This window comes from Nitrosomonas communis, assembly GCF_024102715.1.
Lineage (GTDB): Bacteria > Pseudomonadota > Gammaproteobacteria > Burkholderiales > Nitrosomonadaceae > Nitrosomonas > Nitrosomonas communis_B.
Genome location: NZ_JAGFJM010000101.1, coordinates 1 through 26194 on the forward strand (window position 1 = coordinate 1; position 26194 = coordinate 26194).

Sequence of the window (26194 nt, forward strand, 5' to 3'; positions counted from 1 at the left end):
TCGCCTGGGACTGAAGGTGGCTTTTTTGCGCCTTTTATTGATTCAGTTGGCCAATCCTATAAGGAGCGAACTTGTAACTGTTGATGTGAATACTCGGCATGCTAAAATTATATTAGCGGCCGGGTGAATTTTGCGGGGCCGACTATCTAGGTGATTGGGGTTTCTTTCCTTAAAATAGTGCCTTCTTCTTAACTATTCTATTTGAGAGGTTTCAGCAGTTGACCCTTTTCTTCGGTTTCTGGGCGATAAATTACTAGGATTCTACCGATGTGATTGATGGGTAAAGCATCTAATTTCTGGCAGATTTCTTCAAGTATGAAGGTTCTGGCTTTTCTATCTCCGTTCAATATTTTAATTTTGATGAGCTCGTGACTTGAAAGTCCTTTATTGAGTTCACTTATTACGCCTGCAGATAAACCATCTTTGCCGATGATCACGATCGGATTAATATGATGGGCTCGCGCAGCAAGTGAGCGACGTTGGGAAGCGTTAAGTTTCAGCATAAATAAACTCTTTACAAAAAAATCTATTTTACTACTTCACGATGACTGCTAAAACTAGTAAAGCATGGATGACAGAACATGTTAATGATTTTTTTGTCAAACAAGCGAAAAAAGAAGGGTATCGTTCGCGAGCAGCATATAAATTAAAAGAAATTGCTGAACGAGACCAGCTCTTTAGAGCGGGAATGACAGTTGTAGATCTGGGCGCTGCACCTGGCGGTTGGTCACAAGTAGCGGTTGAAAATATAGGGAAACACGGCAGAGTTTTTGCATTAGATATACTCGAAATGCCACCATTGCCAGGTGTTACTTTTATTCAAGGGGATTTCAGCGAAGAAGCGATTCTGCAAAAATTTAAAACTTGTCTGGAAAACTATCCGATAGATCTTGTAATTTCAGATATGTCACCAAATATAGCGGGTATTGGAGTTAGTGATCATGCACGCAGTACTTATCTGGCCGAATTGGCATTGATATTCTCCAAAGAGCTATTGAACCCTGGCGGGAACTTTCTTGTCAAATTTTTTCAGGGAAGCAATTTCGATCAATTTTTGAGGGATATGCGAGCTATTTTTCATAAAGTAGCCATTCGTAAACCTAAAGCATCGCGGGATCGAAGTAGCGAACTATATTTATTGGGTTTAGGAAAAATCTGTTAGACTGAATATATGTCTTGTTATAAGTAACGGATGTTAAGTTTTGTTTTAATCAGGTACTTTCAAACAACCGGTTTTGTCACAAAACAAATATTACAAAATAGGATTAGAATGAGAAATACAACATTCTGGTACATTAAGGTGCAAACCAAGGAGCTATCATGAATAATTTAATTAAAAATATGGCTATTTGGCTGGTGATTGCGTTGGTGCTAATGACGGTATTCAATCAATTCACTGTACGTCAATCATTGCAGGCGCCGATGGAATATTCGCAATTCATCAATGAAATGAATCAAGGCAGAATTGCAAAAGTTATTATTGATGGACGCACGCTTAAAGGCACTAAATCCGATGGCCGGCAATTTATAACTTATGCACCGTCAGATCCGTGGTTAGTAAGTGATCTGCTCAGGGCTGGTGTTATTGTCGAAGCTAGACCGGAAGAAGAGCCTTCTATGCTAATGAGCATTTTCGTTTCTTGGTTCCCCATGTTGCTGTTGATTGCCGTGTGGATTTTCTTTATGCGTCAAATGCAAGGTGGCGGGCGAAGTGGCGGGGCATTTTCATTTGGTAAAAGCAAAGCCAGGATGCTGGACAAAAACAGTAATCACATAACATTTGCAGATGTTGCAGGTTGCGAAGAAGCAAAAGAAGAGGTGGCAGAGTTAGTTGAATTTTTGAGGGATCCCACAAAATTCCAGAAATTAGGTGGGCGTATCCCAAGAGGTGTGTTAATGGTGGGTAATCCAGGAACAGGAAAAACATTATTAGCTCGCGCTATAGCAGGAGAAGCAAAAGTCCCTTTCTTTAGTATTTCTGGTTCGGACTTTGTTGAGATGTTCGTGGGTGTTGGCGCATCCAGGGTAAGAGACATGTTTGAACAAGCCAAGAAACATGCGCCTTGCATTATTTTTATTGATGAGATTGATGCGGTAGGTCGCCAACGTGGCGCTGGTTTAGGTGGCGGAAATGATGAGCGTGAGCAAACACTGAATCAATTATTGGTAGAAATGGATGGTTTTGAAGGTAATATGGGTGTGATCGTGATTGCGGCAACCAATCGTCCCGATGTGCTAGATCCTGCGTTATTGCGTCCAGGTCGTTTTGATAGGCAAGTTACGGTTCCACTTCCTGATATTCGCGGTCGTGAACAAATCCTTCAGGTTCATATGCGGAAAGTGCCTATTTCGCCAGATGTCCATGCAGATGTTATTGCAAGGGGAACGCCTGGAATGTCAGGTGCGGATTTAGCTAATTTGGTTAATGAGGCAGCGTTATTCGCGGCGCGAGCCAACAAACGTTTAGTTGATATGGAAGATTTTGAGCGCGCAAAAGATAAGATACTTATGGGTACTGAGCGGCGCTCGGTAGTTATGCCAGAAAATGAGCGGCGCAATACTGCTTATCATGAATCAGGACATGCTGTTGTAGCCTATCTTTTACCGAAAACTGATCCGGTACATAAAGTTTCAATCATTCCTCGTGGACGAGCCTTGGGTGTAACGATGCAGTTACCAGCCGAGGATAGATACAGCATGGATCGTGACCAGATTCTGCAAACGATTGCAGTAATGTTTGGAGGACGTATTGCAGAGGAGATATTTATGAACCAAATGACCACAGGTGCATCCAACGACTTCGAGCGTGCCACTGAAACGGCCAGAAGAATGGTTACCCAATGGGGTATGTCTGATACTCTTGGGCCAATGGTTTATGGGGAAAATGAAAGTGAGGTATTTCTTGGGCGATCGGTAACTACCCATAAGAATGTAAGTGAAGCAACTATGCAAAAAGTTGATATGGAAATTCGCCGTATCATTGATGAGCAATACTCGCTTGCTCGTAGACTTATCGAGGAGAACAGAGATAAAGTAGAGGCCATGACGAAGGCTTTGCTTGAGTGGGAAACTATCGATAGCGAACAAATTAAAGATATTATGGAAGGACGGCCACCTCGTCCTCCACAACCACCACAATCTTCAGTATCTGCTAAGGAGAAAGAGAGTAAAAAACCTTCAGAGGCAATTGCAACTGAAACTCCTGCACAAGAAGCCGAAGTATAATTAAGGAAAGGCTTTTCTAGAATAGATGGTCTGCGTATTAATTTTATAGTACGCAGACCATATTTTTTATCAAAATTGCAGATCATATGGCGTTCTGCATGGTATAGGTTTCTCTATTTTTGCCGTGGACCAATCGCAATCAATAAAACTGACTGGTGGCCCATTTATAATGGGGATTATTAATGTGACGCCTGATTCATTTTCTGATCATGGTCGCTATGCAACAACAGAAAAGGCAATTGAGCACGCTGAACGTTTGATCCAAGAAGGAGCCGATATATTAGATATTGGAGGTGAATCTACTCGGCCTGGAAGTTTGGCTGTGAGTCTTGAAGAAGAGTTACGCCGTGTAATACCTGTCGTAGAAATTCTGTCTCAAAAAATATTCTTATTTCTGTAGATACATCAAAGCCAGAAATCATGCAAGCTGCGATAAGTGCTGGTGCTTCTATAATAAATGATGTCAACGCATTACAAGCGCCGGGTGCGATAGAAATTATCGCAAAAAGTAAGGTAATGGTCTGCTTAATGCATATGAAGGGAAAACCGAGAAGTATGCAAAAAGAACCTCAATACATTGATGTGATTTCTGAGGTAAAAAGTTTTCTACAGCAACGCATTGATCTTGCAAATTCAAGTGGTATTCCATACGATCGTTTAATTATCGATCCTGGTTTCGGTTTTGGTAAAACGCTCAAGCATAATCTTGCATTACTCCGGCATCTTGATCAGTTCGTGCAAATGAAAGTACCCGTTTTAGTAGGACTTTCACGAAAATCTATGCTGGGAGCAATCACCGGGAATGATGTAGATAACCGGGTTTATGCCAGTATAGCAGCGGCCTTGCTTGCTGCCACTAAAGGTGCCAAAATTCTGCGTGTACATGACGTTAAGGCAACAAAAGACGCTATTATGATTCATAATGCATTGATTAATGAAGAATATAGTTAAGAATTAACTTTATACTTTAAGGATATAATTCGCAAAATGAATAGAAAGTACTTTGGAACTGATGGTATTCGTGGACAGGTGGGGGTATTTCCTATTACACCTGAATTTATCATGCACCTTGGTTATTCAGCTGGAAAAGTACTCGCTGCTTCCGATTGGCATCTTGCAAAAGGAGAACGGCCGACGGTTCTGATAGGAAAAGATACGCGGGTATCAGGTTATATGCTGGAATCTGCTCTGGAAGCAGGCTTTTCTGCTGCTGGTGTTGATGTCTTATTGTCCGGACCATTACCCACTTCTGCAATTGCATATCTGACTAGGGCTCTTCGCTTACAAGCTGGAATCGTCATTTCAGCTTCCCATAACCCCTTCGAAGATAATGGCGTTAAGTTTTTTTCGTCAGGAGGAACTAAATTACCTGATGAAATAGAAATTGCAATTGAGGCAGAATTGAACAATCCAATTCAAACAATGCCTTCATTAAACCTTGGGAAGGTACAACGCCTTAAAGATGCAACAGGGCGTTATATCGAGTTTTGCAAAGGAACCTTTCCTTATGATCTTGATCTGCGTGGTTTACGTATTGTCGTAGATTGTGCTCATGGCGCGGCTTACCATATTGCTGGACATGTCATGCTTGAACTAGGGGCAGATGTCATCACTATTTGTGCAGAGCCAGATGGCTTTAATATCAATCATGAATGTGGCGCGACATATATTGCAACGTTGCAGAACACAGTTAAGCAACATGAGGCTGATCTTGGTATCGCACTCGATGGTGATGGTGATCGTGTACTCATGGTCGATAAAGAAGGGGCCATCTATGATGGTGATGCCTTGCTTTATATTATTGCTAAACACCGCCAGCAGAAGAATATTCTGAAGGGTGGTGTGGTCGGCACACTTATGACGAATCTTGCTATTGAGAAAGCGTTTGAAGAGCTTGGTATTCCTTTTAAGAGAGCCAGTGTTGGTGATCGCCATGTGCTGGAACTGCTGATAAAGAATAACTGGCAACTAGGTGGAGAAAGCTCTGGACATATTGTATGTCTTGATAAGCATACCACAGGTGATGGGATCATTTCAGCTTTGCAAGTTCTGCATGCATTACGTGATATGTCCATGACATTAGCCGAATTTATGCACACAATTACGCTTTATCCACAACGATTGATTAATGTGAATGTCCCCAAAGGCTTTGATTTTCGTAATGACGTAACAGTCGCGGCGTCTGTGGAGCAAGCAGAAAGTGATCTTGGAAGCGATGGGCGAATATTGCTTCGTCCATCTGGTACTGAGCCATTAATCAGGGTAATGGTAGAAGGCAAGATGAGGCAAAAAGTTGATCACTGGGCAGAGCAGATTGCTAGTGCGGTTCAGCATGCTGCTGAAATACAATAAAAAATATAAATAATCAATTTCTACTTAATTATTTGATTTATTGACAAGCTAATCGTGTGTTCAATCAAAAATGGTTTGTCACAATTCTGTAATATTTATGAACTAATATTATTCTTTTATCATAACTTGAGCAGGTAGTTTACATATGGAAGTACCCGTTTTGAAATCACGTATGCTTAAAATATTTACTTTTACTGTAGTTGTAGCGGTAGCGGTAGCGATCATCATAAGTAATCAAGTCAATGCCAGGCCAATTGTAACAATTGATGGTTCTAGTACAGTTTATCCTATCACTGAAGCAGTTGCGGAAGACTTTCAGATAGCTAAAAAAGGCGGGATTAGAGTAACAGTCGGGATATCAGGGACAGGTGGTGGTTTTAAGAAATTTTGTCGAGCAGAAATTGATATCGTCAATGCCTCCAGACCGATTCAGCATTCTGAGATGGAGGCTTGCAGAGCAGCTGGTGTTCAGTATATAGAAATGCCAATTGCTTTTGATGCATTAACAGTAGCCGTTAACCCCCATAATACGTGGAGTAGAACGATAACTGTTGCTGAGTTGAGAAAAATATGGGAACCAGCAGCACATGGCAAAATAACCAAATGGAATCAAATTAATCCGGCTTGGCCAGATGAAAAAATCAAATTGTTTGGTGCAGGCGCGGATTCAGGTACCTTCGATTACTTTACGGAAGCAATTGTGGGGAAGGCAAAATCGAGCCGCGGTGATTTTACTGCATCTGAGGATGACAATGTGCTTGTGCAGGGTATAGCAACTGATAAATATAGTCTTGGTTTTTTTGGTTTTGCTTACTACATCGAGAATCAAAAAAAAGTGAACGCAGTCGCAATAGATAATGGTAAGGGAGGTGTTATTCCTTCAGCAGAATCAGTGGGAAATGGGAATTATCAGCCTTTATCCCGTCCAATCTTCATTTACGTCAATGCCAAAGCAGTCGATAAGCCTGAAGTAAATGAATTTATCGATTTTTATATGAAAAACGCACCTTCTCTTGTAAAAGAAGTTAAATATTTCCCATTGCCCCGTGAGATCTATCAATTCAATCTGGATCATCTTAAGCAAAGAAAAGTTGGAACAGTTTTTGACGGTGAGAGCAAAATAGATCTCAGAATTGATGAATTGCTAAAATTAGAAAGACGGCTATAAATATAATGGCACAAGTCTTGTATGTTATAGTAGTCGATTAACTTATTGATGCTAAACCATAGTATCCGAGAAAATTAAACTCAAAAAACTCTATATACTAAGGTTTTATAGTAAGCAATAGAGAAAATGAAGAATCGACTGGCCGTATGGATTTTCTGCCAATTTTCCTTAACATTAGAGGTCGTAATTGCCTGGTAGTCGGCGGAGGTGAGGTTGCTGCTCGCAAAACAACATTATTGTTGAAGGCAGGTGCGCAAGTCAGAATTGTCTCACCAATTCTTAATGATGAGTTAAATAATTACCTCCAATCAGGCAGTATTGTTTACTATGCAGAAGCCTTCGATCCTAAGCATCTAAGCAATGTGGTAGTGGTAATTGCTGCAACGAATCAACCTTCAGTCAATCAACGCGTTTCTGAAGCCGCTAATCAATTAAATATTCCAGTCAATGTAGTTGATGACCCTACATTGTGCTCATTTATCATGCCGTCCATTTTGGATCGCTCTCCTATGCTAGTCGCTATTTCTAGTGGGGGAGCATCACCTGTATTGACAAGATTGTTACGTGCACGACTTGAGACACTGATTCCAGAAGCTTATGGACGTTTGGCCCATTATGCAGCTAAATTCCGTGAACATGTCAAGCGCCATTTCACATCTCCGGAAAAGCGCCGTTTGTTCTGGGAAAAAATGCTGCAAGGTCCATTTGCTGAAATGATTTTCTCAGGAAAAGATCTGGCGGCACAAGCATATCTGCTTCGTTCTCTTGAACACGGAACGGACGAGTCGCTACACGGAGAAGTATATTTAGTGGGTGCCGGGCCAGGTAATCCTGATTTACTTACCTTTCGTGCCATGCGTCTCATGCAGCAAGCTGATGTTGTCGTATATGATCGCTTGGTATCTCCTGCCATACTTGATATGGTAAGGCGCGATGCAACGCGTATCTACGCAGGTAAAGAGCGCGACAAACATGTGCTGCCACAAGAATCAATCAATCATTTATTGGTAAGGCTGGCAAAAGAAGGAAAGCGTGTGCTTCGGTTAAAAGGCGGTGATCCTTTCATTTTTGGACGAGGTGGTGAAGAAATCGAAACATGATCTCAACATCATATTCCTTTCCAGGTGGTTCCAGGTATTACCGCAGCATCAGGAGTAGCTTCTTACGCGGGCATTCAGCTTACCCATCGCGATTATGCGCAATCCTGTATTTTTGTTACGGGGCACCTCAAAAATAATACTATAAACTTAGATTGGTCAACCTTGACCAGGCCACAACAAACTATTGTGATTTATATGGGATTGCTTGGGTTACCGGTACTGTGTGAGCAACTTATCGCACATGGTCTTCCAGCATCTACGCCAGCAGCCATTGTGCAGCAGGGAACCACGCACAAGCAACGTGTCGTGATTGGTTCACTAGAAACATTACCCACTCTTGCTTCGAGCGAAAACTTAATTCCGCCCACACTTATTATTGTAGGGGGAGTGGTCAAATTACATCAGAAATTAGCCTGGTTTGAAGCTGATGTAACCTGAGTGGAGAATGGATGAAAGGGAATGATTGGTTTAATGTTAGATGAAATAGGTTTGCTACATTGAAGGATGACTATTCATACATTTCTGATAAATGCCAAGGTATATCGTTTTCGGTAGCTAATTCTCTGCTCCATGCCTCAACAGAATCCAATATTTGCAGAATGTGAACATTTTCTGCATTGGTTTTACGCAAATGAGTAATTTTTTCAACGAATTCAGCTAAGGTAATACTGTTTCCATAATTTTTCTCGGTAAGATGCTGACGGCAGATTGCTTTCCAGCGCTGCAATTCGTTCTTAGATAAAGTATCGGGCCAATTGCGCGCACGGTAACGAAACAACAACTCAGGGAGTCGCCTATCCTGGAAATCGAAACGATTATGCGCAAGTTGCGAGGGTGATGCATTGCGCACTGCTGTCATCAGAAGGCGATCGCTTTCACTGAAAAAATTGTCATATAACGCTAGATCTACATCGGGAGAGACTTCAAATTGCGTATGGGAGTAGGCTTGTGCGATCCGCTGCATAAATTCTGTATGATGACTTAGCCACTGCCAATGTTGATTGCAGATGTCTATATTGAGATTAATCCGTGAAGCTGCGGATTGATTAAGAACATTTTGTGGCGCGAGCGCCGGGCATTTGTTGATTTTGACTGATTTGACCGGTAGACGTGGTACATTTTCAGCTAATGCTGCTTGAGGTGTGAACAGGCGCTGTGTCAGCTCCTCGATGCCCATTTCCATGAAAGGTGCAGGATCGTGGCGCAGATCATAAACCAAAATACTGTTACCATTTCTCTGTTCCTGAATCATCGGCATGACTAGCGTCGTGCATCCTATTTCTGAAGGGTACATACGGGAGGTATGGACAACAGGCGTATGGTTGACTAAATCCAATAATGACGCTGCTTTATGTTTGTTGCGAAGCTGAAAAAGCCAGTTATATAAGCGTGATTGCCTGTCACGTAACAAACGTGCTAGCTTGATGGTTGCTTTGGCATCTGACAGGGCGTTATGTGCAAAATCATGGTCAATACCATTGGCTGCGGTCAGATCTTCGAGGCGGAAACTCGGTCTGCCGTCATCATGCCTTGGCCATATAATTCCCTCTGGTCTTAGGGCATAAGTCATGCGTACCAGGTCGATCAGATCCCAGCGCGAATTGCCTTGTTGCCATTCACGCGCATAAGGTTCATAGAAATTCCGATACAGGGTAAAACGTGTAACTTCATCATCGAAGCGCAATGTATTGTAGCCAGCGCTACAGGTTCCGGCTTGTGCTAGCTCCTTGTGAATTTTTGCAATAAATTCTGGCTCAGGCAAACCGAATATGTTCGCCATTTGAGGCGTAATTCCTGTTAATAAGCAGGCTTCAGGATGGGGCAATATATCTTTTGCTGGTTTACAATAAATAACCAGCGGATCACCCATTTCATTCAGCGCTTCATCAGTTCTTAAGCCGGCAAATTGAGCCGGCCGATCGCATCTTGGATCGGAGCCAAAGGTTTCATAATCATACCAATATAGTGTTGTCATTACTTGCTTCTGGGTGTTTTTATTCAGTTAGCGTATTAGTATTTTCTCCTCTGTTCTCCTGAGCTGGCGGAGGTAGGTAAATCAGAAGTATCCTGGCAGGAAAAGCAACGCTATAGCCTACAAGCCAAGGCGCTGCCATATTTTTGTCGTCAGGACAGCTGAGTTAAGTGTATAAAAATGGAGTCCAGGTGCCCCTGCTTTGAGTAAGCGTTCACATAAATCAGTTACTACGTCCAATCCGAAAGCATGGATGGATGCAATATCATCGCCATATCCTTCCAGTTTTTTTCTTATCCAACGAGGAATTTCGGCACCGCAAGCATCTGCAAATCTGACCAACTGAGAAAATTTATTAATCGGCATAATACCGGGAACAATTGGAACACTTAGGTTGGCAGCTTCACACATGTCAATAAAATGAAAATAAGCATCTGCATTATAAAAAAACTGCGTAATGGCTGAATCTGCCCCCGCTTCTATTTTATTTTTAAAATTCTTGAAATCTTCCTGAACAGAGCGGGATTGCGGATGATATTCTGGATAGGCTGCTACTTCCATGTGGAAAGTGTTGCCGAACTCTTTGCGAATGAATGTAACCAGCTCACTTGCATAACGAAATTCACCTGGTCGAGCCATGCCGGAGGGCAGATCTCCCCGTAGGGCAACGATATGGTGAATTCCACTATCCTGGTATTTTTTTAGGATTGAATAAATATTTTCGCGAGTAGAACCAATACAAGAAAGATGTGGTGCGACCGGATGGCCTTCTGCCAGAATTTCGAGTACTGTTTCAAAAGTACGATCGCGAGTGGAGCCGCCTGCGCCAAAGGTGACCGAGAAAAATTTTGGATTGAATTGAGCGAGTCGCTGGCGAGCAGCTCGTAACTTTTCTACTCCTTCCGGGGTTTGCGGGGGGAAAAGCTCAAAGCTAAAAGTAGGTGAAAAATTCTTTTGTGATCTCAACTTGATATGTCTATAGTCATTACAAAATAGAGGCAGGTAATTTAACTTGCCTCTACTATTAAGAAAGGATGATATAAGCAGGGATTCTTATTATCTTGCAACCATTCCTGCTTGTAATGCATTGATTAATATCGATATGTTTCTGGTTTGTAAGGACCATTCTTATCCAGATTAAGGTATTGTGCTTGTTCATCAGTTAGCTCAGTCAGTTTTGCGCCTAATTTTCCAAGATGAAGGCGTGCTACTTTTTCATCCAGATGCTTAGGAAGCACATAAACTTTTTTCTGATAGTTCTCTCCATTTTGCCAGAGTTCGATTTGTGCCAGTACTTGATTAGTAAAAGAACTCGACATGACAAACGAGGGGTGACCCGTTGCGCAACCCAAGTTTACCAGTCTACCTTGAGCTAATACAATAATGCGGCGGCCAGTTGGAAAAATTACATGATCAACCTGTGGTTTGATATTCTCCCATCGATATTGCTGAATTGAAGTGATATCTATTTCAGAATCAAAATGTCCGATATTGCATACAATTGCCTGATCTTTCATCTTGAGCATATGATCATGGTGAATCACACGGATATTGCCTGTTGCGGTAACAAAAATATCTGCTTGATCGCACGCATCGTCCATAGTCACCACGCGATAGCCTTCCATAGCAGCCTGCAACGCGCAGATTGGGTCGATTTCAGTGATCCAGACAGTTGCTCCCAACCCACGCAATGATTGTGCGCAGCCTTTACCCACATCACCATAACCACATACTACTGCAATCTTGCCGGCAATCATCACATCGGTTGCGCGCTTGATACCATCCACTAAAGATTCACGACAGCCATAAAGATTATCAAATTTTGATTTGGTGACGGAATCATTAACGTTGAAAGCGGGAAAAGGTAAGGCTCCCTGTTTTTGCATTTCATATAAACGATGAACGCCTGTGGTTGTTTCTTCGGTAACGCCTCTGATGCTGACAAGCTTTTCCGAATACCAGTTAGGTTGACTGTTAGTTCGTGATTTGATCGCCGCAAAAAGTACGCGTTCTTCTTCATTGCCAGGATTTGCAATAACGGAAGGATCTTTCTCAGCCTTGCTGCCAAGTGTCAGCAGTAAGGTTGCATCACCGCCATCATCCAGAATCATATTTGCATTGCTGGCTTTTCCACCTTTAGACCATTCGAAAATACGATGAGCATATTCCCAGTAATCTTCTAATGATTCACCTTTATAGGCATACACTGGAATATTTTTCGCAGCAATTGCAGCCGCAGCATGGTCTTGTGTTGAAAAAATGTTACAGGAAGCCCAGCGCACTTCTGCGCCCAAAGTGATGAGTGTTTCAATCAACACTGCTGTCTGAATGGTCATATGCAGTGAGCCTGCGATACGTGCGCCTTTCAGTGGCTTCAGATCTGCATATTCTTGCCGCAAGGCCATCAAGCCGGGCATTTCTGTTTCAGCAATAGCAATTTCTTTTCTTCCCCAATCTGCCAAGGAAAGATCGGCAACGCTATAATCATTAAACTGGCCGTTCATAGCTAAAATCTCCTAAAATGAACGAGCGCCGTTATTTTGTTATCCGCATAAACTGAGCCTCACGGATGAATGACCGTTGCAGCGCCCCTCAATCTATGGGAATAATTCAGGTTTGCACTTAAGTAGGGAATGGCAATTTCAGGTAATAGAATTTATTACTGGATCAATTAGATGCCGGCATCAGCGCGAAGCTGTGCGGCTTTATCGGTTGCTTCCCAGGTGAAATCTGGATCTTCCCGCCCAAAATGTCCATAGGCAGCAGTTTTCGCATAAATAGGTCGTAGCAGATTAAGTGTATGGATAATTGCTCTGGGACGTAAATCAAAATGCTGTTCTATTAGTTTTGCGAGTTTCTCGTCAGGAATTTTTCCGGTACCGAAAGTTTCAACCATCAGAGAGACTGGACGTGCCACCCCGATAGCGTAAGCTACTTGTACTTCGCATTTTCTGGCAAGTCCAGCTGCTACGATATTTTTTGCTACATGGCGTACAGCATAAGCTGCGGAACGATCTACCTTGGAGGGATCTTTACCGGAGAAAGCGCCGCCACCATGATGAGCGGTACCACCATATGTATCAACAATAATCTTGCGGCCTGTCAAACCACAATCACCCATAGGACCACCGACAACGAAGCGTCCTGTAGGATTAATCAGATACTGAGTGTTTCCGCTTAATGCTTCCTTAGGCAGGACCGGTTTAATAATTTCCTCGATAACTGCCTCTGTCAGAGTGGTATGAGAGATATCTGGATCATGCTGAGTTGATATAACGACAGTATCGATACGCTGTGGTTTGCCGTTGATATATCTGACTGATACTTGAGATTTAGCATCAGGCCGCAACCATGGCAGTTGTCCATTCTTTCTTAATTGCGATTGTTTTTCCACTAAACGATGGGCATAGTAAATGGGCATCGGCATCAATTGAGGGGTTTCATCACAAGCAAAACCAAACATTAATCCTTGATCGCCAGCACCTTGATCGATTTCATCTTCTTTACTGCGATTAACTCCCTGGGCAATATCGGGTGATTGCTTGTTGAAGGCCGTTAATACTGCACAGGTGCACGCATCAAAACCAATATCAGAGCTGGTATATCCTATTTTTTTAACTGTTTCGCGTGCGATTACGTTGTAATCGACCGACGCATGTGTTGTAATTTCACCTGATAAGACGATCAAGCCTGTACTGCACATCGTTTCACAGGCTACCCGTGCGTTTGTGTCCTGATCCAATATGGCGTCCAGAACTGCATCAGATATCTGATCTGCTACCTTATCGGGATGTCCTTCGGAAACAGATTCAGAAGTAAAAAGGTATTCGCTCATGTTATTTGAAATTTTTATAAAGTTGTTCAGTATAGCAAATAGTGCGAGATTAAATAACAGAATAAAAAAGAATCATTAAAGTAGCATTTATTTCGAATTCCGAATTCTTTTTGGCTAAGAATAAAAGATATATTCAAGTAAAACACTACCTTTCAGAATGGCGTAGACTATTCAGTTTCTAATCAATATCACATAAGTATTTTCTAATGATACGTACACGATTTGCTCCTAGCCCTACAGGCTATCTTCATATTGGGGGGGCTCGGACAGCCCTTTTTTCTTGGGCTTTTGCACGCAAACATGGTGGCAAATTTATTTTAAGAATTGAAGATACCGACCTTGAACGTTCAACCCGGCTATCGGTGCAGGCTATCCTCGATGGAATGGCTTGGTTAGGTCTTGATTATGATGAGGGTCCTTTTTATCAAATGCAAAGATTGGCGCGTTATCATGAAGTGGCCGAGCAATTGCTGCGAAACAATCTAGCTTATCGTTGCTATGCTAGCAAAGAGGAGTTAGATTTGCTGCGAGAGCAACAACGTGCTGCTGGGTTAAAGCCAAGATATGATGGGCGTTGGCGTGATACAAAGAAAACTCCCCCAAGCGGAGTAAAGCCGGTTATTCGTTTCAAAAATCCAATGGATGGTCATGTCGTCTTTGAAGATTTGGTTAAGGGTAAAATTATTGTAGCTAATAGTGAGCTTGATGATCTTGTTCTGCTGAGAAGTGACGGTATACCCACTTACAATTTTGGTGTGATAGTGGATGATCTGGATATGAACATTAGTCACGTCATACGTGGTGATGATCATGTCAACAACACACCCCGTCAAATTAATATTCTCAAAGCACTTGGTGCGCCGATACCTCAGTATGCACATGTGCCTATGATATTAGGTGCAGATGGTGAAAGACTATCCAAGCGCCATGGTGCAGTTTCGGTGATACATTATCGCGATGAAGGTTATTTGCCTAAAGCTTTTATAAATTACCTTGCCCGGCTAGGATGGTCCCATGGTGATGAAGAAATATTCAGTACTGATCAATTGATCGAATGGTTTGATTTAGTAAAAATTAATCGTTCTCCAGCAAAATTTAATCCAGAAAAACTGATGTGGCTAAATCAGCACTATCTTAAAAGCGAAGAAGATTCACGCATTGCTGAGCTGATTATACCGTTTCTTGAGAAAGATGACTGTAACATACCCAATGAGCCATATTTGTTGAAAGTAATTCATTTGCTTAAAGAAAGAGTCAGTACAATTAGCGAGCTTGCTGATGCAGCTGTTTATTTTTTCCGCCCACTTGAGCCCTCTGATGACCTCAAAGTGCAACATTTCAACCAGGAAGTAAAATCTATTTTGCTTTACTTAATCGATAGATTTGCCTCCATTGAATGGAGCCGCCAGACTATTCACGATGAAATCAAAAAAACAGCCGCAGCATTTAATATAAAATTACCAAAGGTCGCCATGCCTTTACGCGTCGTTGTAACGGGTGAAGCACAAACCCCATCAATTGATGCAATACTGGAGTTAATCGGCAAAACAGAGACGCTGAAAAGAATAAATCAGCAAATAACTAACTTTCCAGATTGATCTTCAACTTTACAATAAGCAAGCGCACCAGTATAATCCTCTCTCCTTCAGTCGGGGGTATAGCTCAGCTGGGAGAGCGCTTGCATGGCATGCAAGAGGTCAGCGGTTCGATCCCGCTTATCTCCACCAGTTTCTCTCGATAGCCATTATATTCTGTGGTCCCCATCGTCTAGAGGCCTAGGACATCACCCTTTCACGGTGAGTACAGGGGTTCGAATCCCCTTGGGGACGCCAATTGATAAGAGTATTCAAAGTAAGGGCCATTAAATTGAATACTCACTCGTAAGCTATGCTCGCTCAATCATTTTAATAGTCAGCAATTTTTACGCAGATCTGAATGTGAAATCGCTTACATTTGCTATTTTAAGACGATTAAGTGACGGTGAGTTTCATTCAGGGACAGAACTTTCCCAAACTCTTGGGGTATCGCGCGCAAGCATTTCAAATGCGCTACATGACCTTGATAGATTAGGTCTGATTATTCACAAGATTCGAGGCCGTGGTTATCGCTGGATTAATCCCGTGCAATGGTTAGACAAAGACATAATTCAGACGCATCTTGCTGGAGAAGCAGATCGCTTTCATATTCAAGTTCTGGATATTGCTGAATCAACCAATACCTTGCTATTGCGTGATGCTGCGAGAGAAAAAAATATTCATGATGAGAAAATTCGTGTTATTACAGCTGAGCTGCAAACTGGGGGACGAGGACGTCGTGGCCGGCAATGGTATACAGGCTTAGGAGACAGTCTAACTTTCTCATTAACATGGCAGTTTCAGCGCGGTGTCAATTTTCTTTCTGGATTGAGTTTGGCGGTAGGTGTTGCCATCGTTCGAGCATTGGCATTAACCGGTATCAATGGGGTGACATTAAAATGGCCTAACGATCTCCTGTTTGATTTTATCAAGCTAGGAGGAGTGTTAATTGAGTTGCAGGGCGATATGCTTGGACCGGCTACTGCAGTAATCGGTATCGGGATCAATCTTAGATTATCTGACAGCATCAAGAACAAGATAGATCAAGAAACGACAGATATCTATGCTATGACGCATGAGATGCCTGATCGCAATAAATTGTTGACTGTTTTGCTGAGAGAATTGGCAGTAACACTAAGTGCATTTGACCAAAAGGGTTTCTTGCCGTTTAGAGATGAATGGTTACGTTATCATGCTTTCGAGAATAAGCTGATTGAGCTGCATTTGCCAGATGGTTCTATAGAACAAGGCAGGGTGCGCGGGGTAACGACTGATGGATCATTACTGGTAAGTACCTTAATGGGCGTGCAAAGTTTCAATGGTGGTGAGATCAGTTTGCGTAAATTAGAGTGAAATAAAGTTTATGCCTTATCTGCTAGCAATAGACTCTGGTAATACCGCCATCAAGTGGGGGCTCCACAATGGTAGTGACTGGTGTGAGCGAGGAATCACTGCGCAAAGTCAATGTGTATTGCTCAATCAAATTTGGCGGGAGCTACCAGAGCCATCATCTATTATTATTTCCAATGTAGCAGGTCCACTTGCTGAGGCAGCGCTACTAAATTTGCTAACTATTTGGAAAGCAATTCCACAGTGGATTTCTGCTACTACTTATCAATGTGGTGTCAGGAACTATTACTCCAATCCGGCGCAACTGGGCAGTGATCGCTGGGCAGCTTTGATTGCCGCCTGGAGAATGAGGCAGCAGGGTTGTCTTGTGGTCAATGCAGGTACTGCAATGACAATAGATACACTTTCTGATGGAGGCGAGTTTCTGGGGGGGATTATTTTGCCTGGTTTTGCTTTAATGAAGCAGGCGTTAGTGAATCAGACTGCGTTATTAACGTTGCAGGAGGGTTGTTTTCAAGATTTCCCTCGTACTACTTCAGATGCCATTCACGGTGGAGTTATTCATGCATTGACAGGTGCGCTAGACCATATGCATACACTGCTTTCAACTAAATTAGGTCATGATAAATTAAATTGTATTATCAGTGGTGGAAGTGCCGCTTTGTTGCTACCTCATATTAAAATACCTACTATAATGATGGATAATTTGGTGCTGGAAGGATTAAAAGTAATCGCCCAAGAAAAATCTGAAATGGTGTAGTAGAAAATATATGTCTTTGTTTCAGAATATCAGCTTTTATACTACCGTTAATCAGTTGAAAGATCTGCCTCGGACATGTGGTGTGGAGGTTGCTTTTGTTGGGCGTTCAAATGCTGGTAAATCTAGTGCAATCAATACGCTTTCTAGGCGTGGCCGTCTTGCTTTTGTGAGTAAAACACCGGGGCGGACACAGCATATTAATTTTTTCCAACTGGGAAATGGTAACTTTCTGGTTGATCTTCCTGGTTATGGTTACGCCAAAGTGCCTTTTGCAATCCGTCAGCATTGGGAGCATCTACTCAGCAGTTATTTGCAGACTCGTGATGCACTGTACGGTATGGTACTCATTATGGATGTGCGTCATCCCTTGACCAAACTTGATCTGCAAATGCTAGAGTGGTTTTCGCTAACGAAAAAACCAGTACATATTCTGTTAACCAAATCAGATAAGTTGAGCCGCAATCAAGCAGCTTATGCGCTGAAACAAGTAAGGCATTTTTTAGCTGAACGATATCCACAATGTACAGCGCAACTTTTTTCTAGCATGCTGGCAAGTGGTGTTGAAGAAGCAATTACTATTTTAGCGGACTGGTTCGGATCAGGTAGTGCAATGACTCAACAAAATGATATCGAATTAGGGACAAAAAAAACCCCGGTTAAAGGGGAAAAAACCGGGGGGAATCGCCTTATATCAAAGGCCCCGCCTCAGGGAGGGAAGGCGAGAGACGAATAAAAAAGCATCGTCTTCCCTTAAGAGAAGGAATTTCTCAGTAAGTTCCCCATTAATTCTATTTTTATTATTCAGATGAGTTGATCATGTCATTTATTAGTCAATTTCCACAAAAGAGAATGCGACGTTTACGTCGTGACGATTTTTCCCGCAGCTTGGTACGAGAAAATCATTTGCGAGCAGATGATTTGATTTATCCTGTCTTTGTGCTGGATGGGAAGAAGCGAAAAGAGAAAGTGGCTTCTATGCCAGGTGTTGTGCGGTTAAGCATCGACTTGCTCATGTCTCAAGCTGAAAAGTGCTTGCGTTTAGGTATCCCTGCCATCGCTATTTTTCCGGTCATTGATGCTTCGCTCAAGAATTTAACCGCAAATGAAGCGCTTAATCCTGAGGGGTTAGTACCTCAAGCTGTCAGCCAGTTGAAGAAGGATTTTCCAGAGTTGGGCGTTATTACTGATATTGCGCTGGATCCTTACACGAGTCATGGTCAAGATGGACTGATTAATGCCAGTGGCTATGTCATGAATGATGAAACGGTTACAGTCTTGGTGCAACAGGCACTGGTCCATGCGCAAGCGGGAGCGGACGTGGTGGCTCCTTCAGATATGATGGATGGACGGATTGGTGCTATTCGTGCGGCATTGGATAGCAATAACTTTATTCATACGCGTATTCTCGCCTATTCGGCAAAATATGCTTCCAGTTTTTATGGGCCGTTCCGTGATGCGGTCGGATCTGCGGCTAATTTGCTTTCGGGTAACAAATATACTTATCAAATGGATCCGGCCAATTCGGACGAAGCGTTATGGGAAGTTGGCTTGGATTTGCAAGAAGGAGCCGATATGGTCATGATAAAGCCAGGCCTGCCTTATCTTGATATTGTACGCAGAGTAAAAGAACGATTTGGTGTACCTACGATCGTATATCAGGTCAGTGGTGAATATGCCATGCTTAAGGCGGCTGTCATGAATGGCTGGTTAGATGAAGAGGCCTGTGTGATAGAGTCTCTGTTATCCTGCAAGCGTGCAGGAGCAGATGCGATATTGACTTATTTTGCATTGGATGCAGCTACTTGGTTGAGAAAGAATCTATAAATCTAAAAATTATTTTTTTAGAATAGTTGATGCCATAGTTCTTCTATCGATCCAAATTCTTCAACAGGTAACTCAGCCACAGGCGGGAGTTGTTCGTGGAAAAAATATTCACTGATAGCTCCTCCCTGTTCTCTTAAGCCGGTTGCTGGATTAATTCTAGCTACGGTGATTCCTTTGGGAAGATCATGAGTCTCAACAGGTATATTCTTTAATGCATGCTCCATGTAGTTTATCCAGATAGGTAAGGCTACCCGTCCGCCGGTTTCATTCTTGCCCAATGTCTTGGGCTCATCAAAGCCTACCCAGCTTATCGTCACCAGATTTTTCTGAAAACCACAGAACCAGGCATCAATAAAATTACTGGTCGTGCCTGTTTTTCCAGCGATATCATTGCGGCCAAGTCGTTTTGCTGTGGTGGCTGTTCCTCGTTGAATGACGTCTTGCATCATACTAGTCATAAGAAACGCATTGCGTGGATCAATTACCTGTTTGGCATTTTTTCCAGCAATATGAGGCTGAGCTAACTCAAGAACATTACCCTGCTCATCTTCTATTCTATCGATGAAGTAAGGGTAAATACGGAAGCCACCATTAGCAAATGTGGCATAACCTACAGCCAGTTGCATAGGTGTAACAGAGCCCGCTCCCAGTGCCATGGGCAGAAAAGGCGGGTGACGGTTACTGTCAAAACCAAAACGGGTGATATAGTCTTGTGCGTAGCGTAGTCCAATCGCTTGAAGAATGCGAATAGAGGCAAGGTTTTTTGATTGAGCCAGTGCAACGCGCATACGTATTGGACCGTTGAACTTGCCATCAAAGTTTTTAGGTTCCCAGGACTTACCACCTGTTTGTGCTGCATCAAAAAATAAAGGTGCATCGTTAATAATAGTCGCAGGGGTAAATCCTTTTTCCAGTGAAGCTGAGTAAATAAATGGCTTGAAGCTGGATCCTGCTTGCCGCCACGCTTGGGTGACATGATTGAACTGATTGAGATTGAAGTCAAATCCTCCAATCAAAGCACGGATCATCCCATCAATCGGATCAATTGCCACGAGTGCAGCTTCAATCTGGGGAAGCTGCACAATCTGCCAGACATTTTTCTCATTCTTTTGTACGCGGATCAATGCGCCAGGACGAATACGCTTATTGCCTATTTTAGGGTCGTTGGTGAGGAATTTTTTGGCAAAAGCGAGTCCATCACGATTGATTTCAATAATTTCTCCCCCTTTATGATAGGCTTTAACAGAATTTAAATTAGCCGATAGCACCACAGCAATAAGGATATCGCTACTATCATTGAATGGTTGTAATGCTTCCTCCAGATTCTTTTGCAGGTCTGTATCATTTTTGGGTAAATTAATGAAAGCTTCTGGACCACGGTAACCATGCCGGTTATCGTATTCTAGTGCGCCTTTGCGGAGTGCTTTATAAGCTGCTTCTTGATCGGGCTTTCTCACAGTTGTGAAAACTTTAATTCCACGCGTATAGGCTGCTTCACCAAAACGCTGATATATCACCTGCCGAGCCATTTCAACCACATACTCGGCTGGCATGGCGAAGTTCCGTACTTGGCGGTGTATAGATATTGGTTGCTTTTCCGCCATGGCTAATTCTTTGCTGGAGATAAGATCGAGCTCATGCATTCGTTTCAATACGTAATGCTGGCGTATCTTTGCCCGCTTTGGATTGACCACTGGATTAAAACGTGAGGGAGCTTTGGGCAATCCTGCCAGCATGGCTGCTTCGGCTAGATTAATATCATCCAGCGACTTGTCAAAATAGGTTTGGGCTGCTGCGGAGAAACCGTAACTTCTCTGACCAAGGTATATCTGATTAATATAAAGCTCCAGGATTTTATCTTTGCTCAGACTGTGCTCAATCTTGAATGCAAGTAATGCTTCACTGAATTTTCTGGTCAAAGTTTTTTCTTTGGTCAGGAAAAAATTACGTGCAACCTGCATAGTAATCGTACTTGCCCCCTGAAGGGCGCCTCCTCCAGCGAAATTAGAATAAGCTGCCCGCAGTACCCCAATGTAATCAACTCCGCCATGCTGATAAAAACGATCATCTTCAGCGGCTAGGATAGCTTGCTTAAGAAAAGCAGGTGTTTCATCGATTGTTACAAAATCTCTGCGCTCTTCTCCAAATTCTCCGATTAATAATCCTTCAGCACTATAAATCCGTAACGGTATTTTAGGCCGGTAATCCGTCAATACTTCAAGTGAAGGAAGGGTAGGGATAATAACGAGTGCTGCAAAAACGATCAGCAAAATACCGATCAAGCTTGTTGCGAGTGCTGCTAGAAACGGATAAGCCAGCCAACGAAATAACATGAGAAATAAAGTTTCTAACTAAGTGCGATAAAGAACAATTTCTAATTATAGAGGGTATATCTGTTGTTTTTGTACAAATCAAACTGTTTTGGAATCTGCCAGAATTTTGTTTGAGCGAGCAGTTTGCTAAAGAAAGTATGGAATGATTTCGGAGATTTCCATGTGTTGATGAAGAACTCTGCAGGCATTTTGTCCATGAAAATACTTCACTTTAAAATATTGTTTCTAATAAATCAATGTTCAATAAAGGTTTTGCTGTCAATTTAAATTTCTTACCTGCTAAATCGCCTCGGCTGCTGGGTGTGGACATCAGCTCTTCATCGGTGAAAATGGTTGAGCTTTCCATGATGAATAAAGCTCATAACACATTGTGTCTGGAAAACTATGTAATTGAGCCGATGCCGAAGGAAGCCATGCTTGATGGAAACATTAATAATCTCGAAGCAGTTGGCGGTAGTATCCGTCATGCATGGAAGCGCATGGGGACACGCGTGAAGAATATTGCCCTTGCATTACCTGCTGCCGCTGTCATTACCAAAAGAATTGTCGTACCAGCAGGGCAACGGGAAGAAGATCTGGCTTTTCAAGTTGAGGCAGAAGCTAACCAATATATTCCTTTTGCGTTAGACGAAATAAATTTAGATTTTCAAGTAGTCAAATCAATACCTGATCACCCGGATGAAGTTGAAGTCATAATTGCTGCTTCACGTAAAGAAAAAGTGGAGGATCGTGTTGCTGCAGCATTAGCTGCCGGGTTGAAAGCAACAGTAATGGATATTGAACATTTCGCAGCCCAGGCTGCTTTTGAATTAATTGAATGTCAATTACCGGAAGGCGGCAAAGACCAGGTAATTGCATTAGTCGATATCGGCGCAAGTATTACCCGTCTTAACATTTTCTACAATGGGGAATCTGTTTATACACGTGATCAGCCATTCGGAGGAGATCAGCTAACCCAGGAAATTCAGAGTCAATTTAATTTGACATATGAAGAAGCGGAAGCAGCCAAACGCAATGAGAATTTACCTAGATACTATCATACGGATGTATTGCAACCTTTTTGCGGAACACTTGCGCTGGAAGTGACACGCGCTTTGCAGTTCTTTTTCACTTCTACGTCATATACCCAGGTTAACTATATTTTTCTTTCCGGCGGATGTGCATTGATTCCCGGTTTGGAACAAGCAGTCACTGAGCATGCCCAAGTTATTACACAGATCGTTAATCCTTTTGCAAATATGGAGTTATCTAACCGTATTTCCCTCAAACAACTAAAAATAGATACACCCTTGTTAATGATTGCCTGTGGATTGGCGCTGCGGAGCTTTGATCCATCATGATACGCATTAATTTATTGCCGCACCGTGAGCTTAGACGCAAGGCGCGCCAGCAGCAGTTTGTCATGCTGGTTGGCATTACTTGCGTGCTTGGAATATTGATTGTCTGGGGTGGGCATGAAGTCATTTCAGGAAAGATTGAGTATCAGCATGGGCGTAATCAATACTTGCAAAGCCAGATTGCTCTTCTTGACAAGCAAATTGAAGAAATCAAACAAATCAAGCAACAACTGCAGGAGTTGCTGGCGCGCAAAGAGGCTGTGGAAACATTACAAGTCAATCGTACTGATGCTGTTCATATTTTAGATCAGCTAGCAAAGCTGGTGCCGGAGGGGGTTTATCTCAAGAGTCTCAAGCAGACTGATCAACGCATTCATCTTTCTGGTTATGCGCAATCAAATGCTTGGGTATCGACCTTAATGCGCAATCTGGACTCGTCAGCAAGGTTTGAATCCCCTCTGTTGATCGAGATTAAGGCAGTCAATATCAACAATGTACGTTTGAGTGAGTTTGATTTGAATGTGAAGCTTGCTGAATTAATGAGCAGTCTCGATAGTGAACATACCCCAGCGCGTGGTCCTAACTAATTGAGCAGGTGGAGAGCGATGAATTCATTAGAAGAATTGCGGCTACTTGATCTTAATGAGCCGGGTAGCTGGCCGGCTGCAATCAAGACCGGTGCTTTGGTTACTTTGTTGCTAGTGATTGTCGTTGCAGGTTATTTTCTGGATTGGCAGGAACAGGCGGAAATACTCGAAAGCGCCGAGGCAGAGGAAGCCACTCTCAAAGACACTTATCTGATCAAAAAGAGGAACGCTGTTAACTTGGACATCATGCGGCGGCAATTGCACGAGATCGAGCAGTCACTGAGTGTCATGCTGAAGCAACTGCCCAATAAATCTGAATTGGATGCTTTGCTGGTGGACATCAATCGGGCTGGTCTGGGGCGGGGATTGCAATTTGAATTATTTAAACCCGCGGCCAGCGAAACGATCAAGGAATTTTACGCTGAATTACCCATAATGGTCCGCGTGATAGGCAGTTATCACGACATTGGCGCTTTCGCGAGCGATGTTTCTCAATTGCCGCGCATTGTAACGTTAAAGGATATCGATATTACTCCCGGGAAAGAGCAACACTTGATACTGAATGCCGTTGCGCGAACCTTCCGCTATCTCGATGACGATGAGCTTGCTAACCATAACAAGCGCACTAGCGAGGGGAAAAAATGATCAGACGGCCTTGTTATTTATGGGGAGTGTTGTTTGTTATGGTTTCTGCCTGCAGCGGAGATTCCTACAGTGATCTTGAAGAATTTGTGAGCAACTCAGGGGAAGGGTTGCAGGGTAAGGTCGAGCCTTTGCCTGAAATCAAGACTTTTGCACGATTTAATTATGAGGCATTTAATGTGCCAGATCCTTTCAGTGCCAGGAAAAACAATAATCAGCTTCAGCATCATGGCACGCTTCAGCCTGACCTGAAGCGCCGCAAGGAAGCATTAGAGAGCTTTCCGCTGGAGAATCTGGTAATGGTTGGAACATTGCAGCGCAACAAGCAAATCTTTGCATTGGTTAGAGCCCCTGATAATACCGTGTATCGTGTCAAGGCCGGTAACTACTTAGGTCAGAATTTCGGCTTGATCACAGCTATTTCTGAAGCAGAAGTCAAGCTCAAGGAAATTATACAGGATAGTGCCAACGACTGGACCGAGCGCCTTAGCACGCTGATGCTGCAAGCTCAGGAGCAGAGATAATGGGCGTGATAATAGGAGAATTTTTCCATGGCTGGAGAGAAGCAGCTCAATGGGTTGCATTGCTATTCATGTTCTTCCAGATTTCTATTGTCACGGCGGATGAGTTGTCATTTGGCAGGGCAGCACTGCAGAACAGGATCAATGCCATCGATGTGACTGGTAATCGCAATAGGCAGATTATTGTCAAGGTATCGCTCGATCAGCCGCCTGTTTCTGCTCCCGCCGGTGTTTCTTTAAACAATCCGGATAGGATTTATTTTGATTTTATCAATACTGTCAATGCACTCGGTAAAAGGAGGCAAGAGGCAGGTGACGGAAATTTGCATAGCATTAATATCGTTCAATCCGATAATCGTACCCGTCTAGTGATGAATTTGTTAAAGCCGATGACTTATGAGACTCGCATTGATGGCAGCTTCGTGCTTATTTTGCTAAGTGGACTCGATGTCGGAGAAATTACCAGTACCCCGCTTCATTCCCTTAAAACCGTAGCGATGCAGGAGAAGAAGTTACTTAGTCTACAAGATATCGATTTCAAACGTGGTCCGAATGGCGAAGGCCGGGTGGAAGTAGATCTTTCTGCGTCTGGTGCGGGGATCGATGTGCGCCAGCAGGGTAATCGCATCATTGTCGAATTCATCAAGACTTACTTGCCACCCAATCTGGAACGGCGCCTGGATGTAGTGGATTTTGCCACACCCGTACAAACCATAGAAACAATATCAAAAGGGGATAGGGTACAGATGGTTATTGAGTCAAAAGGCCGCTGGGAGCATACCTCCTACCAAACAGGCAGCAGACTTATTCTGGAAGTCAAAGCAATTGTTGAGAGCGAGGATGTTCCTGCCCACAAAAAACTGATCACTGGCGGGTATACCGGTGAAAAACTATCGCTCAATTTTCAGAATGTCGAAGTGCGCTCGGTCTTGCAGGTTCTGGCTGATTTTACCAATCTGAATATTATCGCCAGCGATTCAGTCAAAGGAAATCTTACCTTGCGTCTGAAGGATGTTCCTTGGGATCAGGCGTTGGATATTGTGCTTCAATCTCAAGAACTCGATAAGCGGCGAGTAGGTAATGTGATCTTTGTCGCCCCACGTGAGGAATTGACGGCCAGGGAAAAGCTCGAGCTGGAGTCTCGTCAACAAATTTCCGAATTGGAACCATTGCATACTGAAACTTTTAAGTTAAATTACCGCACGGCGAGCTCAATTCCTCTCAAAGGGATTTTGAGTCAGCGCGGCACGGTAGAAATAGATGATATCAGTAATACGTTGACCGTGACTGATATTCCACTCAGATTGGCGGAGGTGGCCAAACATATCAGTAATCTCGATACTTCTGTGCGTCAAGTCATGATCGAAGCGCGCATCGTGGAAGCGACGGATACGTTTAGTCGCAATCTGGGCGCCCGCTTTGGCGTACAAAGTGTTAATCAGATTGGAAATCGGAATCTGGGCGTTTCTGGCAATCTGGATAGCTCCAGTGCGCTTGCAGCGGGTGCTACGCCGAGTGGCGGTCAGAATCTTAATGTCAATTTGCCTGCTGCTGCAATTGCGGGGATAGCGGGAGGGCCTGCTGCTTTAGCGCTCAGCTTGATCAAGATCAATG

General features: G+C 43.1%; 21 protein-coding genes, 2 tRNA genes, 2 pseudogenes and 1 riboswitch. Of the genes and pseudogenes, 18 read left to right on the plus strand and 7 right to left on the minus strand.

Features of this window, described 5'->3' with window-relative positions; translation table 11 throughout:
* Window positions 1-197: 197 nt before the first annotated feature.
* On the minus strand, window positions 198-503 hold the full coding sequence (gene yhbY / locus J5I83_RS09525) for a ribosome assembly RNA-binding protein YhbY (RefSeq protein WP_304055370.1): 306 nt from the start codon (window positions 501-503) through the stop codon (window positions 198-200).
* A gap of 41 nt (window positions 504-544) precedes the next feature.
* On the opposite strand from yhbY, the gene J5I83_RS09530 reads away from it, so the two are divergent.
* The 6 genes and pseudogenes from J5I83_RS09530 to cysG all read left to right on the plus strand — a co-directional run bounded on the left by J5I83_RS09530 (window position 545) and on the right by cysG (window position 8283).
* A complete protein-coding gene (locus tag J5I83_RS09530; RefSeq protein WP_304055371.1) occupies window positions 545-1162 on the plus strand; it encodes an RlmE family RNA methyltransferase in 618 nt (205 codons plus the stop codon).
* Window positions 1163-1320: 158 nt separating this feature from the next.
* Window positions 1321-3225, plus strand: a complete 1905-nt coding sequence (gene ftsH / locus J5I83_RS09535; protein WP_304055373.1) for an ATP-dependent zinc metalloprotease FtsH — start codon at window positions 1321-1323, stop codon at window positions 3223-3225.
* Window positions 3226-3394: 169 nt separating this feature from the next.
* Window positions 3395-4176 (plus strand): annotated as a pseudogene (gene folP, locus J5I83_RS09540) (dihydropteroate synthase).
* A gap of 36 nt (window positions 4177-4212) precedes the next feature.
* Window positions 4213-5577, plus strand: coding sequence for a phosphoglucosamine mutase (gene glmM, locus J5I83_RS09545; protein ID WP_304055375.1), 1365 nt, complete (start codon window positions 4213-4215; stop codon window positions 5575-5577).
* 172 nt (window positions 5578-5749) lie between these two features.
* Window positions 5750-6745: a PstS family phosphate ABC transporter substrate-binding protein gene (locus tag J5I83_RS09550; protein WP_304055408.1), complete on the plus strand. Its 996-nt coding sequence runs from the start codon at window positions 5750-5752 to the stop codon at window positions 6743-6745.
* A gap of 146 nt (window positions 6746-6891) precedes the next feature.
* Window positions 6892-8283, plus strand: a pseudogene (gene cysG, locus J5I83_RS09555) (siroheme synthase CysG).
* Between the two features lie 70 nt (window positions 8284-8353).
* Here the strand turns inward: cysG and sbcB are convergent.
* The 4 genes from sbcB to metK all read right to left on the minus strand — a co-directional run bounded on the left by sbcB (window position 8354) and on the right by metK (window position 13652).
* Window positions 8354-9820 carry an exodeoxyribonuclease I gene (gene sbcB, locus J5I83_RS09560; protein WP_304055378.1) on the minus strand — a complete coding sequence of 489 codons (1467 nt, stop codon included), beginning with the start codon at window positions 9818-9820 and terminating at the stop codon, window positions 8354-8356.
* 117 nt (window positions 9821-9937) lie between these two features.
* Window positions 9938-10783: a methylenetetrahydrofolate reductase [NAD(P)H] gene (gene metF, locus J5I83_RS09565; protein ID WP_304055380.1), complete on the minus strand. Its 846-nt coding sequence runs from the start codon at window positions 10781-10783 to the stop codon at window positions 9938-9940.
* A 125-nt stretch (window positions 10784-10908) separates the two neighbouring features.
* Entirely contained in the window at window positions 10909-12321 is a 1413-nt protein-coding gene (ahcY, locus tag J5I83_RS09570) for an adenosylhomocysteinase (RefSeq protein WP_304055382.1), read from the minus strand.
* Window positions 12322-12337: 16 nt separating this feature from the next.
* A riboswitch (S-adenosyl-L-homocysteine riboswitch) is annotated at window positions 12338-12417 on the minus strand.
* Between the two features lie 71 nt (window positions 12418-12488).
* On the minus strand, window positions 12489-13652 hold the full coding sequence (gene metK, locus J5I83_RS09575) for a methionine adenosyltransferase (RefSeq protein ID WP_304055383.1): 1164 nt from the start codon (window positions 13650-13652) through the stop codon (window positions 12489-12491).
* A gap of 206 nt (window positions 13653-13858) precedes the next feature.
* On the opposite strand from metK, the gene gltX reads away from it, so the two are divergent.
* From gltX to hemB, 7 genes are all read left to right on the plus strand, one after another.
* Window positions 13859-15250 carry a glutamate--tRNA ligase gene (gene gltX / locus J5I83_RS09580; protein WP_304055386.1) on the plus strand — a complete coding sequence of 464 codons (1392 nt, stop codon included), beginning with the start codon at window positions 13859-13861 and terminating at the stop codon, window positions 15248-15250.
* A 53-nt stretch (window positions 15251-15303) separates the two neighbouring features.
* A tRNA-Ala gene (locus J5I83_RS09585) sits at window positions 15304-15379 on the plus strand.
* Between the two features lie 29 nt (window positions 15380-15408).
* Window positions 15409-15484, plus strand: a tRNA-Glu gene (locus J5I83_RS09590).
* A gap of 105 nt (window positions 15485-15589) precedes the next feature.
* Window positions 15590-16579, plus strand: a complete 990-nt coding sequence (locus tag J5I83_RS09595) for a biotin--[acetyl-CoA-carboxylase] ligase (protein WP_304055389.1) — start codon at window positions 15590-15592, stop codon at window positions 16577-16579.
* Window positions 16580-16589: 10 nt separating this feature from the next.
* Window positions 16590-17336 (plus strand): type III pantothenate kinase, encoded by a 747-nt coding sequence (locus J5I83_RS09600; protein ID WP_304055392.1) that lies wholly within the window; start codon window positions 16590-16592, stop codon window positions 17334-17336.
* A 10-nt stretch (window positions 17337-17346) separates the two neighbouring features.
* Window positions 17347-18069 carry a ribosome biogenesis GTP-binding protein YihA/YsxC gene (yihA, locus tag J5I83_RS09605; RefSeq protein WP_304055393.1) on the plus strand — a complete coding sequence of 241 codons (723 nt, stop codon included), beginning with the start codon at window positions 17347-17349 and terminating at the stop codon, window positions 18067-18069.
* 83 nt (window positions 18070-18152) lie between these two features.
* Window positions 18153-19160 carry a porphobilinogen synthase gene (gene hemB, locus J5I83_RS09610; protein WP_304055395.1) on the plus strand — a complete coding sequence of 336 codons (1008 nt, stop codon included), beginning with the start codon at window positions 18153-18155 and terminating at the stop codon, window positions 19158-19160.
* Between the two features lie 17 nt (window positions 19161-19177).
* On the opposite strand, the gene J5I83_RS09615 is transcribed toward hemB, so the two are convergent.
* Together J5I83_RS09615 and J5I83_RS09620 are read right to left on the minus strand one after the other, a co-directional pair.
* The gene (locus tag J5I83_RS09615) at window positions 19178-21493 is read right to left on the minus strand and encodes a penicillin-binding protein 1A (RefSeq protein WP_304055397.1); all 2316 of its coding nucleotides are present in this window, start codon (window positions 21491-21493) and stop codon (window positions 19178-19180) included.
* 211 nt (window positions 21494-21704) lie between these two features.
* Complete coding sequence (locus J5I83_RS09620; protein WP_304055411.1) at window positions 21705-21839, minus strand: hypothetical protein; 135 nt, start codon at window positions 21837-21839, stop codon at window positions 21705-21707.
* Between J5I83_RS09620 and J5I83_RS09625 the strand changes: the two genes are divergently transcribed.
* The 5 genes from J5I83_RS09625 to J5I83_RS09645 form a co-directional block, all read left to right on the plus strand.
* Entirely contained in the window at window positions 21838-22833 is a 996-nt protein-coding gene (locus J5I83_RS09625; RefSeq protein WP_369683415.1) for a pilus assembly protein PilM, read from the plus strand. The two genes, J5I83_RS09620 and J5I83_RS09625, sit on opposite strands and share 2 nt — an antisense overlap.
* Window positions 22830-23417 (plus strand): PilN domain-containing protein, encoded by a 588-nt coding sequence (locus J5I83_RS09630; protein ID WP_304055398.1) that lies wholly within the window; start codon window positions 22830-22832, stop codon window positions 23415-23417. The genes J5I83_RS09625 and J5I83_RS09630 overlap by 4 nt, the downstream gene beginning before the upstream one ends.
* A gap of 18 nt (window positions 23418-23435) precedes the next feature.
* Window positions 23436-24062, plus strand: coding sequence for a type 4a pilus biogenesis protein PilO (locus tag J5I83_RS09635; protein WP_304055401.1), 627 nt, complete (start codon window positions 23436-23438; stop codon window positions 24060-24062).
* Window positions 24059-24583, plus strand: coding sequence for a pilus assembly protein PilP (locus J5I83_RS09640; RefSeq protein WP_304055405.1), 525 nt, complete (start codon window positions 24059-24061; stop codon window positions 24581-24583). Before J5I83_RS09635 ends, J5I83_RS09640 begins: the two co-directional genes overlap by 4 nt.
* On the plus strand, window positions 24583-26194 hold a 1612-nt coding region (locus tag J5I83_RS09645; protein ID WP_304055406.1), incomplete at its 3' end, for an AMIN domain-containing protein. The genes J5I83_RS09640 and J5I83_RS09645, both read left to right, overlap by 1 nt.